This window comes from Micromonospora sp. NPDC057141, assembly GCF_042670805.1.
Taxonomy (GTDB): Bacteria; Actinomycetota; Actinomycetes; order Mycobacteriales; family Micromonosporaceae; genus Micromonospora.
In genome coordinates this window covers 12,914-29,452 of the sequence record NZ_JBHUVA010000016.1, presented here as the reverse complement: position 1 = coordinate 29,452, position 16,539 = coordinate 12,914, and the positions used below count along the sequence as shown (strand labels likewise).

Below are 16,539 nucleotides of genomic sequence, written 5' to 3'. Positions count from 1 at the left end.
TCGAGCCGTAGCAGGGGCCGGAGACAGCTTGGCCGCGCGCGAGACGATCTCGCACAGGTAGGTTGACAGGGTGACTGGACGGTTCCCGATCGAAGACGTCTCCCCCGCCGTCTCCTGCGGTCGCTACCCGGCCAAGGCGGTGGTCGGCGAGGCGGTGTCGGTGTCGGCCCGCGCCTACCGGGAGGGGCACGACGCGCTGGGCTGCAACGTGGTCTGGCTCGGCCCCGACGGGCGGGCGAGGCCGTTCACCCGGATGCGCCCCGGCGAGCCCGGCCACGACCGGTGGCACGCCACCATCCGCCCCGACGCCGTCGGCGAGTGGACCTTCACCGTCGAGGCGTTCCAGGACCCGTACCTGACCTGGCAGAACGCGGTGACCAAGAAGATCGCCGCCGGGCAGGGGGCGGCGGAGCTGGCCAACGACCTGGCCGAAGGCGTACGCGTGCTGACCGCCGCCCTGGGCCTGGCGCCGGCGGGCGACGTCGCGCGGGTCAAGGCGGCGGTGGCCGCGCTCGACGACGACGGCCGGGAGCTGCCCGCCCGGGTCGCCCCGGCCCTCGACCTGGCCGACCTGCTCTGGGCGCACCCGGTGCGCGAGCTGGTCACCACCGGCGACGAGCACCGGCTGTGGGTGGACCGCCCCCGGGCGCTCTTCTCCGCCTGGTACGAGTTCTTCCCCCGCTCCGAGGGGGCGATCCCGGCCACCGTCGACGCGCCGGCCCGCTCCGGGACGTTCGCCACCGCGATGGACCGGCTGCCCGGGGTCGCGGCGATGGGCTTCGACGTGCTCTACCTTCCGCCGATCCACCCGATCGGCCGGGTCAACCGCAAGGGCCGCAACAACGCGCTCACCGCCGGCCCCGACGACGTGGGCTCGCCGTGGGCGATCGGCGCGGCCGAGGGCGGCCACGACGCCATCCACCCCGACCTGGGTACGCCGGAGGACTTCCGCGACTTCGTCGCCGCCGCCGCCGAGCAGGGGTTGGAGGTGGCGCTGGACCTGGCGTTGCAGTGCGCGCCGGACCACCCGTGGGTGACCGAGCACCCGGAGTGGTTCACCACCCGCGCCGACGGCAGCATCGCGTACGCGGAGAACCCGCCGAAGAAGTACCAGGACATCTACCCGCTGAACTTCGACAACGACCCGGAGGGCATCCGCGCGGAGGTGCTGCGGGTGGTGCTGCACTGGGTCGGCGAGGGCATCCGCATCTTCCGGGTGGACAACCCGCACACCAAGCCGTTCGACTTCTGGCACTGGCTGATCGCCGAGGTGAAGAAGGTCGACCCGGACGTGCTGTTCCTGGCCGAGGCGTTCACCCGGCCGGCGATCATGAACGGGCTCGGCAGGATCGGCTTCACGCAGTCGTACACCTATTTCACCTGGCGCACGACGGCGGCGCAGATGCGGGAATACTGCGCGGAGCTGGTCGCCTCCGCCGACCACATGCGGCCCAACTTCTGGCCCAACACGCCCGACATCCTGCACGAGTCGTTGCAGCACGGCGGCCCGCCGATGTTCAAGATCCGGGCGGTGCTGGCGGCGCTGCTGTCCCCCTCCTGGGGCATGTACGCCGGCTACGAGCTGTTCGAGCACGTCGCCCGCCCCGGCGCGGAGGAATACCTCGACAACGAGAAGTACGAGCTGCGCCCCCGCGACTGGGCCGGCGCGCAGGCGCAGGGGCGGTCACTGGCCCCGTTCGTCGCCACCCTCAACCGGGTCCGGCGCGACAACCCGGCCCTGCACCGGCTGCGCAACCTCGTCTTCCACGACACCGACAACCCGGCGCTGCTGTGCTGGTCGAAGCGCGACCCGGACACCGGTAACACGGTGCTCGTGGTCTGCTCGTTCGACTCGCAGACCGTGCAGTGGGGCAATACCACCCTGGACATGCCGGCACTGGGCCTGGACTGGCCCGACCGGTTCACGGTGCACGACGAGCTGACCGGCGCGGTCTACGAGTGGGGGCAGCGCAACGCCGTGCGGCTCGACCCGTACCTCCAGCCCGCGCACGTGTTCACCGTGCGCCGGCCCGCCCCCGCAGGCACCATCGCCCCCACCACCGACGCCGTTGCTGCTGCTGACAAGGACGAGCCACGATGGACGAGCTGATCGCCGGCACCGCGCACGACCCGCACGCCGTGCTCGGCGCGCACCCCGCCGACGGGCGCACCACCATCCGCACCCTGCGCCGGGGCGCCCGGCGGGTCAGCGCCGTCGTCGGCGGGCAGCGGTACCCGATGACCCGGGTCCACGAGGCGGGCGTGTTCGAGGTCGTCCTGCCGGGCACCGTGCTCGACTACCGGGTCGACGTCGACGGCGCGCTGCGCGACGACCCGTACCGGCACCTGCCCACCCTCGGCGAGCTGGACCTGCACCTCATCGGCGAGGGCCGGCACGAGCGGCTGTGGGAGGCCCTCGGCGCGCGGGTGCTCGACGCGGGCGTCGCGTTCGCGGTGTGGGCGCCCAACGCGCGCGGCGTGCGGGTCGTCGGCGACTTCACCGGCTGGAACCCCGACGACGGCTGGCCGATGCGGTCGCTGGGCTCCAGCGGCGTGTGGGAGATCCTCGTGCCCGACGTGCCGGCCGGGGCGAAGTACAAGTACCGGGTGCTCGGTGCCGACGGGCGGTGGCGGGACAAGGCCGACCCCTTGGCGGCGTACGCGGAGGTGCCGCCGGCCACCGCGTCGGTGGTGCACCGCTCGGCGTACGAGTGGACCGACGCCGACTGGCTCGCCCGCCGCGCGCGCCGGCAGCCGCACCAGGAACCGATGAGCGTGTACGAGGTGCACCTCGGCTCGTGGCGGCCCGGCCTCGGCTACCGGGAACTGGCCGAGCAGCTCACCGCGTACGTGACGGAGCTGGGCTTCACCCACGTGGAGTTCATGCCGGTGATGGAGCACCCGTTCGGCGGCTCCTGGGGCTACCAGGTCACCGGCTACTACGCGCCGACGTCCCGGTTCGGGAACCCCGACGAATTCCGGCACCTCGTCGACACGCTGCACAACGCCGGCGTCGGGGTGATCCTGGACTGGGTGCCCGCGCACTTCCCCAAGGACGAGTGGGCCCTCGCCCGCTTCGACGGCACCCCGCTCTACGAGCACCCCGACCCGCGCCGCGGCGAGCACCCCGACTGGGGCACGTACGTCTTCGACTTCGGCCGCCGCGAGGTGCGCAACTTCCTGGTCGCCAACGCGCTGTACTGGTGCGACGAGTTCCACGTCGACGGGCTGCGGGTCGACGCCGTGGCGTCGATGCTCTACCTGGACTACTCCCGGCCGTCCGGCCAGTGGGTGCCCAACGTGCACGGCGGCCGGGAGAACCTGGAGGCGATCGCCTTCATGCAGGAGGTCAACGCCACCGTCTACAAGCACCACGCCGGGGTGGTGATGATCGCCGAGGAGTCGACGGCCTGGCCCGGGGTGACCCGGCCCACCGCCGACGGCGGGCTGGGCTTCGGGTTCAAGTGGAACATGGGCTGGATGCACGACACCCTGCTCTACACGTCGAAGGACCCGATCTACCGGCAGCACCACCACCATCAGCTCACCTTCTCCCTGGCGTACGCGTGGAGCGAGAACTTCGTGCTGCCGATCAGCCACGACGAGGTGGTGCACGGCAAGGGCTCCCTGGTGGCGAAGATGCCCGGGGACACCTGGCAGCGGCTGGCCAACGCGCGGGCGCTGCTGGCGTACATGTGGGCGCACCCGGGCAAGCAACTGCTGTTCATGGGCTGCGAGCTGGCCGACGACCGGGAGTGGAGCGAGGAGCGCGGCCTCGACTGGTACCTGCTGCACGACCCCGCGCGCGCCGGGGTGCAGCGCCTCGTCGGCGACCTGAACCGCGTCTACCGGGACACCCCGGCGCTGTGGGCGCAGGACACCACGCCGGCCGGGTTCCGCTGGATCGCCGGCGACGACGTCGCCCACAACACGGTGTCGTTCGTGCGGATCGCCCCCGACGGCGCGACGCTGGTGTGCGTGGCGAACTTCTCGGCCCTGCCGCTGGAGGACTACCGGGTCGGGCTGCCCGCCGCCGGGACGTGGACGGAGGTGCTCAACACCGACGCCCACCACTACGGCGGCTCCGGGGTGGGCAACCTCGGCGAGGTACACGCGCAGGGGGTCCCGTGGAACGGGCTGCCCGCGTCGGTGGCGCTGCGGGTGCCGCCGCTGGGCGTGCTCTGGCTGCGCCGCGACTGATCCCGTCCTCAGGGGACGGACCGGGCGGCGGACGGGTGGTTCACTGTGGTGACCACCGATCAGGTGGGTGCGTCACCCGAACACCCCCATGGGAGGGAACCTTCGTGCCTGCAACCATCCCTGCGGCGAGGACATCCAGGATCCGGGTCCTCGCGGCCGGCGTCAGCGTCGCCCTCCTCACGGCCGGCGGTGCCGCCGCGCTGCCCGCCGACGCCGCAGTCGCGGCGGCACCGGGCCCGCGCGTTCCCGGCCGCCCGGCCGCCTGCCCCCCGGGAACGCCCGTCGTCTCCGACCCCGGGGACACGACGATGTACGTGCCGGCGACCTTCACCGTCTCCAAGGGCAGCACGGGCGGGGCGCCGGCCAGGTACGTCTACCAGCTCAACGCCGGCCCGCCGGCCGACGTCGCGGCGGACGTCAACGGCAACGCCACCATCGTGCTCACCCCCACCCGGTTCACCAACACCCTGACCGTGACCGGTGTCACGGCCGCCGGGGCCTTCGGCGAGTCGGCGAACCTCACGTTCAACTCGAACCCCGGCGCCCCGGCCGTCGACAGCGACCTGACCGGTGACGGCGTCGCCGACCTGTTGACCGTGGGCGGGGTGCACGGCCTGCCGTCCGGGCTCTGGCTCGCCGCCGGCGACACTCCCGGCTCGGCCCTGCCCGCCACCAACATCGGTGCCCTGGGCAACGGCACCGGCGACGACACCCCCGCCGCCTTCGACGGGGCGCAGGTGATCACCGGGCGGTTCACCGGCAACGTCGTCCAGGACGTCCTCGTCTACCACCCGACCGGCGTCAACCCCGGCGGCGCCAGCGTGCTGCGCGGCAACGGCGACGGCTCGGTGCTCCAGCCTCAGCTCAGCGGCAACCAGTTCAGCGTCGACCCCAGCCAGCTCCTCGACCCCGACGGCGCGCAGCCCCTCCAGCTCGCCAACGCCGGCGACACCCGCCGCGTCGCCGCCCCCATCCCCGACCTCATCGGCATCAGCGGCAGCGCCGGCACGGGCCACCACCTGACCTACTACCCCAACCTCGGGGCGCCCGGGGGCTACTTCGGCGCGTTCCACACCACCGCCGCCGCCCCCGTCGCCGGCACCGACTGGAGCGACTGGACGGTCGCCACCGCCCAGCTCGCCGGCGGCACCGCCATGTTCCTGTGGCACCGCGCCAGCGGTGCCCTGCACCTGTGGACCGACCTCACGGTCGACCCCGACACCGGCGTGCTCAGCCACACCGCCTACGCGCTGTCCACGTCCTGGAACACCGGCGAGGACGTCACCCTGCACGCCGCCGACGTCGACGCCGACGGCGATGCGGACCTGTGGACCGTCGGCGCCGACGGCGAGACCGTCCGTTGGCGCGTCAGCGGCCTCACCGCCGGCACCCCGGGCACCGGCACCCTCACCGCCGACCCGGCCCGGCCGCTGGTCACCCCCACCAGCTCCTGACAACCGGGCAGTCTCAGGGGCCATCACCGACACGCGTCGGTGGTGGCCCCCCAGGGCAGGGCTCAGACGAGTCCCGCGTCGCGCAGCAGCTTCCACAGGCCCGCGCCGTCCGGCGCGGAGAGCCACTTCTGCCCCACCGGCCCCGACGAAGAACTGCCCGACGGGGCGGGCAGGCTGCCGGCGAGCACCGACTGGGTGGGCGACAGTCGGCGGATCGCCACCCCGGCCACGTTGTCCGGATGGCCGGCGGCGAACTCCCGGTAGATCTCCGGGTCGTGCTGGCCGTCGTCGCCGATGAGCAGCCAGCGCACGTCGGGGAACTCGCGGGACAGCCGGGCCAGGGTGGCCCGCTTGTGTTCCCGGCCGCTGCGGAACCACCGGTCGGCCGTCGGCCCCCAGTCGGTGAGCAGCAGCGGCCCGGCCGGGTAGAGGTGCCGGGACAGGAACCGGGTCAGCGTCGGCGCGACGTTCCACGCGCCGGTGGACAGGTAGAACACCGGGGCGCCGGGGTGGGCGGTGGCCAGCCGCTCGTAGAGCACCGCCATGCCGGGCACGGCGGCGCGGGCGTGCTCGTCGAGGACGAAGGTGTTCCACGCGGCCAGCAGCGGACGCGGCAGGGTGGTCACCATGACCGTGTCGTCGATGTCGGAGAGGATGCCGAACCGGACGTTCGGGTCGAGGACGCGGATCAGCGCCTCCACCGGCTCGGCGTCGGCGACGCTGAGCCGCACCGATGACCAGCCCGGGGTCAGGCCGGCCTCGACGACGGTGTCGACGAAGCCGCTGCGATCGGCCTTCGCCTCGTGCGTCACCCCGCCGGCCTCGATGGTGACCGTCACGTGCTTGGCGGGCAGGGTGGCGAAGCTGCGCCAGCCGCGCACCTTCTCCAGGCGCTGCCGGGACCGGGTGTCGGGGCGGCCGAGCAGCACCCGGCACAGCACCCGCGCCCAACCGGGGGCGCCGTAGCCGGCGTACGCGATGATGTTGGTCTGCCACCCGGTGCGCCGCAGCCGGCGCTCGACCAGGTTGTGCACGGCGTCCTCGAACCGCGCGGCCCGGTGCAGGTTCGGTACGGCCAGTTCGCCGGCGGGTGTCGGTGGCACGCTGCAACCCTGCCACACCCCGTCGACGTCGGCCACGCGAGCCGCCGGCTCCCCGGGACCATCGCGCCGCCGACCACCACCCGCCGCCGGTCTGCGGCGATCCGGCCCGGCCCGTACCGCGCGCGTGACACACTCCGGTCGGGGCGACGACGGGGGCGTTGGTCGTGTCGACAGCTGTGCGGGACCGTGGGCGGTGGCGTCCGGCGCTCGACCGGCCGGCGCTGGCGGCGCTGCTGCTCGGGCTGGCCGGGTTCGGCTACCGGCTGGTCCTCACGCTGCTCACCGTGCCCGTGTCGAACAGCGACGAGGCGACCTTCGGCCTGGCCGCGCTGCACATCGCCGCCGGCCGGGAGCACCCCGTCTTCCTGTACGGGCAGCGCTACATGGGCATGGCGGAGGCGTACCTGGCGGCCCCGCTGGTCGCCGTCGCCGGGCCGAGCTGGCCGGTGCTGCGGCTGCCGGTGCTGGTGCTGTGGGCACTGTTCGTGTGGTTGGCGTACCGGCTGACCCGCCGGATCTGCGCGCCGTGGTTCGCCGTGCTGGTCGTCGGCCTGCTCGCGCTGGGCCCGGAGCGGGTGCTGCGCGACCAGTTGCAGGCGGTCGGCGGGCGGCCGGAGGCGAAGCCGGCGGTGCTGCTGATCCTGCTGGTGGCGGTGGGGCTGGCCGATGGGCGGGTGCGGTCCCGGCCGCTGGCGGCGGGGACGGCGGGGTTGCTGGCCGGGTTGGCCGTCTGGTCGGATTGGCTGATCGTGCCGTACCTGACGGCGGCCGGCCTGCTGCTGGCCTGGGAGCTGCGCCGGGAGCTGCTCGGCTGGTGCGGGGCGGCGCTGGCGGCCGGGTTCGCCGTCGGAGCCGCGCCGCTGATCGTCGACAACCTGCGCGCGCCGCCCGGGCAGGACTCGCTGTCGGTGCTGCGGGGGATCAGCCGGGTGGGCGGGGTGGCACCCCCGCTGGCCGACCGGCTGCGCGGCGGGCTGCTGGAGGGGGTGCCGCTGGCCACCGGGCTGTGCCCGGCCGGCGGGTGCGCCCGCTGGCAGCAGTGGTTCGGGCTGCTCTACCCCGCGCTGCTGGCCGCCGCCGCGGTGCTCGCGCTGGTCGCGTACCGGCGGGCCGCCGCCTGGCCGGCCGGCGACCGGGTCGGGCCGGCCGCGCAGCTCGCCCTGGTCGCGGGCGCCGGGTTGACCCTCGCGGTGTACGTACGCAGCCCGCTGGCCGCCACCGACCCGCTGAACAACGCCCGCTACCTGTCGGTGCTCCAGCTGTCGCTGCCGGTGGTGCTGTGGCCGCTGTGGGTGGCGGCGCGGCACGCGTGGCGGGGCACGGCGGGCGCGGCCGGACGGCTCGCCGGGGCGTCGGCCACGGCCGCGCTGGCCGGGCTGACCGCCACCGCGCTGGCCGCCACCGGCCTGTTCGTGGCGGGCCTCGGGCCGCTGCGCGCCGAGGAGCGGCAGGCCCGGGAACTGGCCGACATCGTCCGCCGGGCGGGGCTGCGCGCGGTGTACGGCGAGTACTGGACCTGCAACCGGCTGGTCTTCCACACGGCGGAGGAGGTGGTCTGCGGGGTGCTCGACGGACGGCTGGCCCCGGGGCAGAACCGGTACCGGCCGTACTGGCGGGAGGTGGCCCTGGTCGACCGGCCCGGGTACGTGCTGGTGGCCGGCGGCCCGGCCGATCGGCGGCTGCGGGAGCTGCTCGGCCCGCGCGCCGGGCCGGCGTTGCTCGCCGAGGTCGGCCGCTATCGCGTGTACCACCCGGAGACGGCCGTGCGGCCGTGGCGCTGAACGGGTGCGTACGCTGGCCCGGCCGGCGCGCACGTCGCCGGGTGCGCGAGGAGTCGTGAGGCGATGCTCATCCTGCTGCCGCCCTCGGAGGGCAAGGCCGACGCCGGGACCGGCCGGCGGCTGGACCTGGCCCGGCTGTCCCTGCCCGAGCTGACCGACGCCCGCGCGCGGGTGCTGACGGCGCTGGTGGCGCTCTGCGCCTGCCCGGGTGGGGCGGCGGCCCAGGGTGGGGCGGCGGCCACCGTTCCAGACGAAGCGGCGGCCTTGGAGGCGCTGGGGCTGACCCCGGGGCTGGCCGGCGAGCTGCGCCGCAACGCCCGGCTGGAGCGGGCGGCCACCGCCGAGGCGGGCCGGCTCTACACGGGCGTGCTCTACGAGTCCCTCGACCTGGCCTCGCTGCCGGCGTCGGCGCAGCGGGCGGCCCGCCGGTCGGTGCTGATCAGCTCCGGGCTGTGGGGCGCGGTGCGGCTCACCGACCGCATCCCGCCGTACCGGTGCCCGATCGGGGCGCGGCTGCCCGGCGTGGGGGCGCTGTCGGCGTACTGGCGGCGGGAGCTGGGCCGGGCGCTGGAAGCGGCGGCCGGTCGCGGCCCGGTGCTGGACCTGCGCTCGGGCGCGTACGCGGCGACGTGGACCCCGCGCGGCGAGCTGGCCGGGCGGACGGTGACCGTGCGGGTGCTGCACGAGCGGGACACCCCGACCGGGCCGGTCCGCACCGTGGTGAGCCACTTCAACAAGGCGACGAAGGGGCGGCTGGTCCGCGACCTGCTCACCGCCGGTGCCCGCCCGCGCACCGCCGACGGGCTGGTGGCCGCCCTGCGGGACCTGAAGTACCCGGTGCTGGAGCAGCCGGTGGCGGCCGGCCGACCCCGGGCGGTCGACGTCGTGGTGACGCAGTTGTGACGCACCGAACTGTCGCAAGATTTCCTCAAGCCTGGCGGCCACGGGTACCACCGGGCCGCCCGGCGGGCCACGGTAAGGGGAACCCGACGCCGACAAGGAGACTGTGGTGCCCCTCGAACCCACGCTGCTCGACCGGCCCCGTCTTCCCGCGGCCCCGGCCCCGCTGGATCGGCTGACCCTCGCCGACGCGTTCGAGGTCGCCTGCCTGCTGCGTTGCGTGGCCGCGCCGGCCGCGCCGAACCGGGCCGGTCAGCGCCCCCCGGTTCCCGTCCTCGGTGGCCCCGCCGCCGAGTTCAACCGGGAGGACGCGGCGCACCGGATGCGCCAGCTCCTCGCCCGGCTGGAGATCCCGGTGCGGCACGAGATGACCACCGGTGGCCTGCGCCGCCGCTACGAGCTGCACCGCCTCCAGGTGCCGCGCGAGCACCGGGCGGCGTACGCGGCGCTGGTGGAGACCGGCTGGCGGCAGGGCCGCCGGGAGCTGCTCGGCGGGCCCGCGTCGGGGGCGTCGGCGCCGCGCCGGACGTGGCGGCCCCGGCTGGCCGCCGCAGCGTGGCGGGCGGCGCTGCTGGCCGGCGGCCGGCACGTGCGCCGGCACATCCTCGGGATCCGGCTGACCGACCGGGAGCTGGCCGCCGTGCTGGTCCGGGGGGCCGCCCTGCTGGAGGTGCCCGCCCTGCTGCGGCCCGGCGCGGGCTGCTTCGTGGTGAGTGTGGCCGACGGCCCGGACCGGGACCGCATCCTGCACAGCGTCACCCTGGACCCGGCGACCGGGCCGGGGGTGGCCGCCGCCTGCTGACGGGCCTTACGCCCCGGCGGGCGCGTGGACGGCGGGCGGGCGCGGCCGATGGGTTTGCGCCAGCGGCGGCGGGCTTGCGCCAGCGGCGGTGCACCGCGCAGAGTGCACCGGGTGAGCCGTAGCTGGACTGTGCCCCCGCGCGCCGCCGGCATGGTGGTGCTGCTGCTGGTGCTGGTCGCGGCGGCGCCCGGGCTCGCCGGTTGCCAGGACTCGCCGGGCGAACCGGTGCCGATCCGCATCGCCACCGGCAGCCCCACCGCTGTCTACCACGCGTTCGGCCGGTCGTTGGCCGGCATCCTCAACCGGGAGCTGCCCGGGGTGCGGGCGAGCGTGGTGGTCACCGCGGCCTCGGCGGAGAACATGCGCCTGGTGGGCTCGGGCCAGGCCGAGCTGGGCTTCACCCAGGCCGACGTGCTGCCCACCGACCGGGAGGAACACCCGGGCGTCCTGGCGGTGGCGCGGGTCTACGACGACCTGCTGCACCTGGTCACCACGGCCGACAGCCCGGTCCGCTCGGTGGCCGACCTGCGGGGCCGGCGGGTCTCCGTCGGCGCGCCCGGCTCAGGCACGGAGATCACCGCCACCCGGCTGCTGGAGGTCGCCCACCTCGGCGGTGCCGCCGTACGCCGGGAACGGCTCGGCCTCGACGACTCGGTCGCCGCGCTACGCGCCGGCCGCATCGACGCGTTCTTCTTCTCCGGCGGGCTCCCGGTGCGCGGCGTCGAGGAACTCGCTGCCGGCAACGCCGTGCGGATCGTCGACCTGGGCGAGTGGACCGAGCCGCTGCGGCGCAGCTACCGCGAGGTCTACGTGTCCCGGGACATCCCCCGCTCCGTGTACGGGGTCGAGCCGGTCACGACGGTGGCGAACCCGAACTACCTGGTGGTCCGGGCGAACCTGCCGGAGCCGCTGGTGCGGGAGGTGACCCGGTTGCTGATGGAGCGCCGGGAGGAACTGGCGGCGGCCCACCCGGCGGCCGGCCGGATGAGCCCCCGGTCGGCGATCGCCACCGCCCCGCTGCCGCTGCACCCGGGTGCCGCCGACTGGTACCGGTCGGCCAAGCCCTGACCCGTCAGCCGACGTCCGACCCGACCGGCCGGGCCGGGGGCATCGCTCCGGCGGAGTCCGGGGCGGGCCCGGCCGGGGTCGTCGCCCCGGCGGAGTCCGCCGGGCCCGGGGCCGGGAACCACAGCCCGGCCACCAGCCCGCGCGGCTTTCCCGGCCGCATGGTGAGCCGCCCGTCGGAGGCGTCGACGAGGACCGCCACGATGGTCAGCCCGAGCCCCGCCCCGTCGACGTTCTGCACCTCGGGGGCCCGCCAGAACCGCTCGGTGGCCCGGTCAAGCTGGTCGAGGGTCATGCCCGGGCCGGTGTCCCGGACCTCCAGGGCGGTCCCGCCGTCGGCGCGCCCGACACCCACGGTCACCTCGCCGCCCGTACCGCTGAACTTCACCGCGTTGTCGATCAGGGCGTCGAGCGCCTGGTCGATCGCGGTCGGCACGGTCCGGGCGTACGCCGGGCCGTCGGCCGGGGCCAGGCGGAGGGTGACCGACCGGTGCCGGGCCAGCGGCTGCCAGGCGGCGACCCGGGACGCGGCCACGGCCGCCGCGTCGACGGTGACCCGCTGGTTCTCCTCGCGCTCGGCGCGGGCCAGGGTGAGTAGGGCGTCGAGCAGCAGTGCCAGCCGGTCGGTCTCCTCCAACGCGAGCCGGTGCTCGGCCCGCCCCTGCGGATCGGTCAGGCTCGGTCCCAACTCCTCCACCCGCAGCCGCAGGGCGGTCAGCGGGTTGCGCAGCTGGTGGCTGGCGTGCGCGACGAAGGCCCGCTGCCGGTCCATCACGTCGGACACCACGTCGGCCATGTTGTTGAAGCTCGCCGCCAGGCGGCGCAGCTCCGGCGGGCCCAGCCGGTGCTGGACCCGGGCCCCCCGGTCGCCCTCGGCGATCTCGTGGGTGACGGCGTCCAGCTCGGTGACCGGGCGCAGCACCCACCCGGCCAGCCCGAACGCGGTCAGCACGCAGGCCAGCACGGCGACGATGCCGATCGCCGCGAGCAGCAGCCACCACGCGGTGACGGTGCGCCGCAGCGCGGCGGCCGGGGTGGTGATGACGACGGCTCCGAGCACCTCGCCCCCGTCGTTGATCGGCACCGCCACCACGACGGGCCCGCCCGCCCACGGCCACACGGAGCCCGGGGCGCTGAACTGCTGCCCGGACAGCGCGTTGTCCAGCGCCGACTCGGTGCCGGCCCCGGACCGCCAACTGCGCGACGCCACCACCGTGCGCCGGTCCCGGTCGACCACCGCCGCGCCGATGCCGTACAGCTCGTCGTAGCTGCTCAGCTCGCCGCCGATCGGCCCCGGGACGCCGCCGCGCAGCGCCGGCCCGGCGAGCGAGGCGAACCGGGTGGCGTCGGCGAGCCGGTCGGCGCGCACCAGGTCGGTCTCCCGGGTGGCCAGGGTCGCCGCGAGCGGGGTCTCCAGCGCGACGAGCACCAGCACCATCAGCAGCAGGTAGCTGATGACCAGCCGACGACGCACGGGGCTCCCCTCACTCCCCGCGCAGCCGGTAGCCGACCCCGCGTACGGTCTCCACGAGCCGGGGGTCGCCCAGCTTGCCGCGCAGCGACCCGACGTGCACCTCCACGGTGTGCCGGTCGGCCCAGGTGGTGCCCCAGACGTCCAGCAGGATCCGGTCGCGGGACACCGCCACCCCGACCTGCCGGGCCAGCGACAGCAGGATGTCGAACTCCTTGCGGGTGAGGGTGGCCTCCCGGCCGTCGACCGTGACGGTCCGGGCGGCGACGTCGATGCGCACCGGGCCGGCCTCGATCACGTCCCGCTCCGGGGCGGCGTGGGCGGCCCGGCGCAGCACCGCCTCGATCCGGGCCTGGAGCTCGACCATGGAGAAGGGTTTCACCACGTAGTCGTCGGCGCCCAGCCGCAGGCCCAGGACGCGGTCGCGTTCCTCGCCGCGGGCGGTGACGGCGATGATGCCGAGCTGGGCGCTGCGCCGGCGCAGGGCGCGGCAGAGCTCGGTGCCGTCCCCGTCGGGCAGGGTCAGGTCGAGCAGCACCAGGTCGCAGGGCGCGGCGCGCAGCGCCGCCGCGACGGTGGCGGCGTGCTCCACCTCGTAGCCGCGACGGGTCAGCGCGGACGACAGGGCGGCGGCCACCCGACGGTCGTCCTCGACCAGCAGGATGCGCAACCCGCCTCCCCGGTTCCTCGTTCTCGACCGTGGAATGGTCGCAGACGTGCCGGCCGGGCGGGAGGGCCGCCCGGTCAGTTGCCGCGTGCCCGTTGCAGGGCGCGCCCGGCGGCCCGGCCGGTCCCGGTCCGCCGGGCCGGCCGCCGCCGTAGGCTGCCGGGGTGATCTACAAACTGCTGACGAGTACGGAGTGGGACGCCGCCCGCGCCGCCGGGCACTTCGCCGGCTCGGCGGTGGACCGCCAGGACGGGTTCATCCACCTCTCCGCCGCCGGCCAACTGGTCGAGACCGCCCGGCGGCACTTCGCCGGCGCCACCGGGCTGACCCTGCTCTCCGTCGACCCGCAGGCGGTCGGCGCGGGGCTGCGCTGGGAACCGTCCCGGGGCGGCGAACTCTTCCCCCACCTGTACGGGACGCTGCCGGTCGCCGCCGTGGTCGAGGCCCACGCCCTGCCGGCCGACACCCCGCCCGCCGACGCGGTCGCGCACCTGCTGGGCTGACTGTGCGGCTCGCTATGCTCACTCCCGGCCGGTGCCCCGGCCGGGCCGTCCGAGCCCACGCCGGGCGCGGCAGCCCCCGATCCCGCGCGGGCGGCGGCGAGCACCCGCCGTCGTTGCGCCGCGTCCACCGCCGGCGCACGGCGCCCCGAGCGATGCGAGTTGAAGGATGACTGACACCACCGAACAGCCCAGCGCGGTCTTCGTCCACCCGAGCGCCGACGTGGAGGAGGGCGCCCGCGTGGGCGACGGCACCAAGGTCTGGCACCTGGCCCACATCCGGTCCAGCGCCCGGGTCGGTGCCGGCTGCGTGATCGGTCGCAACGTGTACGTCGACGCCGGGGTCACCGTCGGTGACCTCGTGAAGATTCAGAACAACGTCTCGGTGTACCAGGGCGTGACCATCGAGGACGAGGTCTTCGTCGGCCCGTGCGCCGTCTTCACCAACGACTTGCGCCCCCGGGCGCAGAACCCGGACTGGACCATCACCCCGACGCTGGTCCGCCGGGGCGCGTCGATCGGGGCGAACGCCACCCTTGTCTGCGGGGTCGAGATCGGCGAGTACGCGATGGTCGCCGCCGGTTCGGTGGTCACCCGGGATGTGGCCCCGTTCCAACTGGTCGCCGGCAACCCGGCGCGGCCGAAGGGGTGGGTGGACGAGAAGGGTGAGGTCGTCTCCCGCGACGTGACCAGCCCACGCCGCCACGACTGACCGGCGGTACGGCACAAGGGGGGCGGCAGGTGCCGCCCCCCTTGTGCCCAGCGCTGCCGGATCAGCCGCAGAGGCGGCCGATCTCCTGCCGGAACCGTTCCATCGGGTTCGGCTCGTCCGGGCCGAGCAGGTAGACCTTCAGCTCCCGGCGCGCCTCGGTCATCGGGTCGTCGCCCGCCCGGGTGAGCGCGACGATCTTCTCCAGCTCCCCGCAGTCCTTCGACAGCAGGTACGCCCCCCGCGAGGTGGGGAAGTTGCGGCGGAAGTCGTCCTCGGGCAGCCCGCTCGGGTTCGCCACCACGTACGACCGCTGGCTCTGCACGAAGTCGGAGACGACGCTGGAGATGTCGCTGATCAGCAGGTCCGTCTGGTTGAAGCAGTCGAACAGGGCCGGTACCCGCCCGGTGACGACCCGGTGGCGGGGGCCGTCGAGGGAGGTGGCGTCGACGTCGCCGCCGGCGGCGCCGATCAGCCCCACCACCCGCTCGTGGACCGCCTTCGCCTCTTTGGACCGGGTGCCGGTCAGCGGGTGCGGCTTGTAGATCAGCCGCAGCGACGGACGGGCGGCGAGCAGGCCCCGGACGATCCGCTCCCCCATCAGCACCAGCGACGTGTGGTACGGGTCGTCGTCGAGCCACCCCTCCCACGTCGGCGCGTAGAGCACGGTGAAGGGCCGGTCGGGCGACTCCGAGCCGAACGTGTGCACGCCCGCGAGCTGCGGCCGTCCGATCTCTACGATGTCGGCGTCCAGCACGCCGACGCCGGCCCGGGCGTACCGCTCCCGGCCGGCCAGGCCGGCGACCCACACCTCGTCGTACACCTTGCTGTACGGGTTGACGCTGGCCTGCTTGTCGCTGTCGCCGTGCCCGACGAAAACGTGCTTCATGCCCGGCTCCCGGAGCATGTGGATGTTCGCGCCGACGTTCGCCGCGTACATGGTGGCGCGTACGCTGCCCAGCTCCAGGTTCATGAAGTCCACACCGGCCGGCACGCAGATCACCGGCAGCCGGGTGTCGGCCAGTTCGTTGAACGCCTCCCGGCTGCGCATCAGCACCACGGCCCGCCGTTCGAGGGCCTCGGTCGGGGCCAGCCACATGTTGGCCTGGTAGACGTCCTTCGCCGGCCCGGCGAAGTAGAGGGCGACCTCGGGCCGGTAGGAGTCCAGCCACTTCTGCACCGCCGGCAGCACCGGGCTCTTGCCGGTGCCCCGGCCCCGCAGCCAGGTCAGCGCGACGATGCCGCCGGCCACGGCCGCGGCGAGCACGGCGGCGGCACCGCCGGCCAGCACCGGCGCGGCGTCGTCCCACAGCGCCGAGAGCACCGCCGCCGGGACCAGCAGCAGGTTGACCATGGCGAGCCGCTCACCGGCGACCCCGGCCGCCCACTCGGGTGGGCGCGGTGCCGACCGCATCGGGCCGAGGTCGATGTTGCGCACCAGTGCGGAGACCGGGTTGCGCCGGTCGATCATGCGGTTCAGCGCCCCGGCGAAGACCGCGATCACCCAGGTCGCGGCGGGCAGCAGCAGGATCGCGGTCAGCTCGACCGAGCTGGGCCGGATGGCCGCGGCGACGAGCAGCACGGCCGAGAGGTCGCGGGTGAGCTGGCGGTAGCCGCGGCCGAGGCCGACCTTCTCCAACAGCGTCATGGTGGGCGCCGACCACCGGGCGAGGGCGAACTCACCGGCGATCGCGGCGATCCCGCTCACCGCGAACACCCAGGCCGCGCCGAGGGCTCCCGCGGCGAGCGCGATCAGGTAGAAGAGCAGCAGCACGGCCCCACGAGCGGCCACGCCCGCCGGTCCCATCAACTTGCCGAACAACGGTTACTCTCCCCCAACGAGATCGGCGACGGGGCCGGGCCCCGTGCGGGACCGGCCTCCTCGTT

The 16,539-nt window shown here is 75.0% G+C and carries 13 protein-coding genes; 9 read left to right on the top strand and 4 right to left on the bottom strand.

Features of this window, described 5'->3' with window-relative positions:
* The first annotated feature begins 70 nt into the window (after nt 1-70).
* The 3 genes from ACFT41_RS12175 (at nt 71) to ACFT41_RS12165 (ending at nt 5,654) form a co-directional block, all read left to right on the top strand.
* Nucleotides 71-2,110 carry a maltotransferase domain-containing protein gene (locus ACFT41_RS12175; RefSeq protein ID WP_377583479.1) on the top strand — a complete coding sequence of 680 codons (2,040 nt, stop codon included), beginning with the start codon at nt 71-73 and terminating at the stop codon, nt 2,108-2,110.
* Entirely contained in the window at nt 2,098-4,200 is a 2,103-nt protein-coding gene (gene glgB / locus ACFT41_RS12170) for a 1,4-alpha-glucan branching protein GlgB (RefSeq protein WP_377583481.1), read from the top strand. Before ACFT41_RS12175 ends, glgB begins: the two co-directional genes overlap by 13 nt.
* Nucleotides 4,201-4,304: 104 nt before the next feature.
* Nucleotides 4,305-5,654, top strand: coding sequence for a hypothetical protein (locus ACFT41_RS12165; RefSeq protein ID WP_377583483.1), 1,350 nt, complete (start codon nt 4,305-4,307; stop codon nt 5,652-5,654).
* Between the two features lie 62 nt (nt 5,655-5,716).
* Here ACFT41_RS12165 and ACFT41_RS12160 read toward each other — a convergent pair whose 3' ends face one another.
* Nucleotides 5,717-6,757 carry an App1 family protein gene (locus ACFT41_RS12160; protein WP_377583531.1) on the bottom strand — a complete coding sequence of 347 codons (1,041 nt, stop codon included), beginning with the start codon at nt 6,755-6,757 and terminating at the stop codon, nt 5,717-5,719.
* Nucleotides 6,758-6,921: 164 nt separating this feature from the next.
* On the opposite strand from ACFT41_RS12160, the gene ACFT41_RS12155 reads away from it, so the two are divergent.
* The 4 genes from ACFT41_RS12155 to ACFT41_RS12140 all read left to right on the top strand — a co-directional run bounded on the left by ACFT41_RS12155 (nt 6,922) and on the right by ACFT41_RS12140 (nt 11,308).
* The gene (locus tag ACFT41_RS12155) at nt 6,922-8,538 is read left to right on the top strand and encodes an ArnT family glycosyltransferase (protein WP_377583485.1); all 1,617 of its coding nucleotides are present in this window, start codon (nt 6,922-6,924) and stop codon (nt 8,536-8,538) included.
* A gap of 63 nt (nt 8,539-8,601) precedes the next feature.
* Nucleotides 8,602-9,441: a peroxide stress protein YaaA gene (gene yaaA / locus ACFT41_RS12150; protein WP_377583487.1), complete on the top strand. Its 840-nt coding sequence runs from the start codon at nt 8,602-8,604 to the stop codon at nt 9,439-9,441.
* 106 nt (nt 9,442-9,547) lie between these two features.
* Nucleotides 9,548-10,240, top strand: coding sequence for a hypothetical protein (locus tag ACFT41_RS12145; protein WP_377583489.1), 693 nt, complete (start codon nt 9,548-9,550; stop codon nt 10,238-10,240).
* 150 nt (nt 10,241-10,390) lie between these two features.
* Nucleotides 10,391-11,308, top strand: a complete 918-nt coding sequence (locus tag ACFT41_RS12140) for a TAXI family TRAP transporter solute-binding subunit (RefSeq protein WP_377583533.1) — start codon at nt 10,391-10,393, stop codon at nt 11,306-11,308.
* 4 nt (nt 11,309-11,312) lie between these two features.
* Here ACFT41_RS12140 and ACFT41_RS12135 read toward each other — a convergent pair whose 3' ends face one another.
* Together ACFT41_RS12135 and ACFT41_RS12130 are read right to left on the bottom strand one after the other, a co-directional pair.
* Nucleotides 11,313-12,779, bottom strand: coding sequence for a sensor histidine kinase (locus ACFT41_RS12135; RefSeq protein WP_377583491.1), 1,467 nt, complete (start codon nt 12,777-12,779; stop codon nt 11,313-11,315).
* A 10-nt stretch (nt 12,780-12,789) separates the two neighbouring features.
* A complete protein-coding gene (locus ACFT41_RS12130; protein WP_377583493.1) occupies nt 12,790-13,446 on the bottom strand; it encodes a response regulator transcription factor in 657 nt (218 codons plus the stop codon).
* Between the two features lie 161 nt (nt 13,447-13,607).
* On the opposite strand from ACFT41_RS12130, the gene ACFT41_RS12125 reads away from it, so the two are divergent.
* Together ACFT41_RS12125 and ACFT41_RS12120 are read left to right on the top strand one after the other, a co-directional pair.
* Nucleotides 13,608-13,946: a DUF952 domain-containing protein gene (locus ACFT41_RS12125; RefSeq protein ID WP_377583495.1), complete on the top strand. Its 339-nt coding sequence runs from the start codon at nt 13,608-13,610 to the stop codon at nt 13,944-13,946.
* Between the two features lie 166 nt (nt 13,947-14,112).
* Nucleotides 14,113-14,655: an acyltransferase gene (locus tag ACFT41_RS12120; protein WP_377583497.1), complete on the top strand. Its 543-nt coding sequence runs from the start codon at nt 14,113-14,115 to the stop codon at nt 14,653-14,655.
* Between the two features lie 61 nt (nt 14,656-14,716).
* Here ACFT41_RS12120 and ACFT41_RS12115 read toward each other — a convergent pair whose 3' ends face one another.
* Nucleotides 14,717-16,474: a CDP-glycerol glycerophosphotransferase family protein gene (locus ACFT41_RS12115; RefSeq protein WP_377583499.1), complete on the bottom strand. Its 1,758-nt coding sequence runs from the start codon at nt 16,472-16,474 to the stop codon at nt 14,717-14,719.
* Between the last annotated feature and the right edge of the window lie 65 nt (nt 16,475-16,539).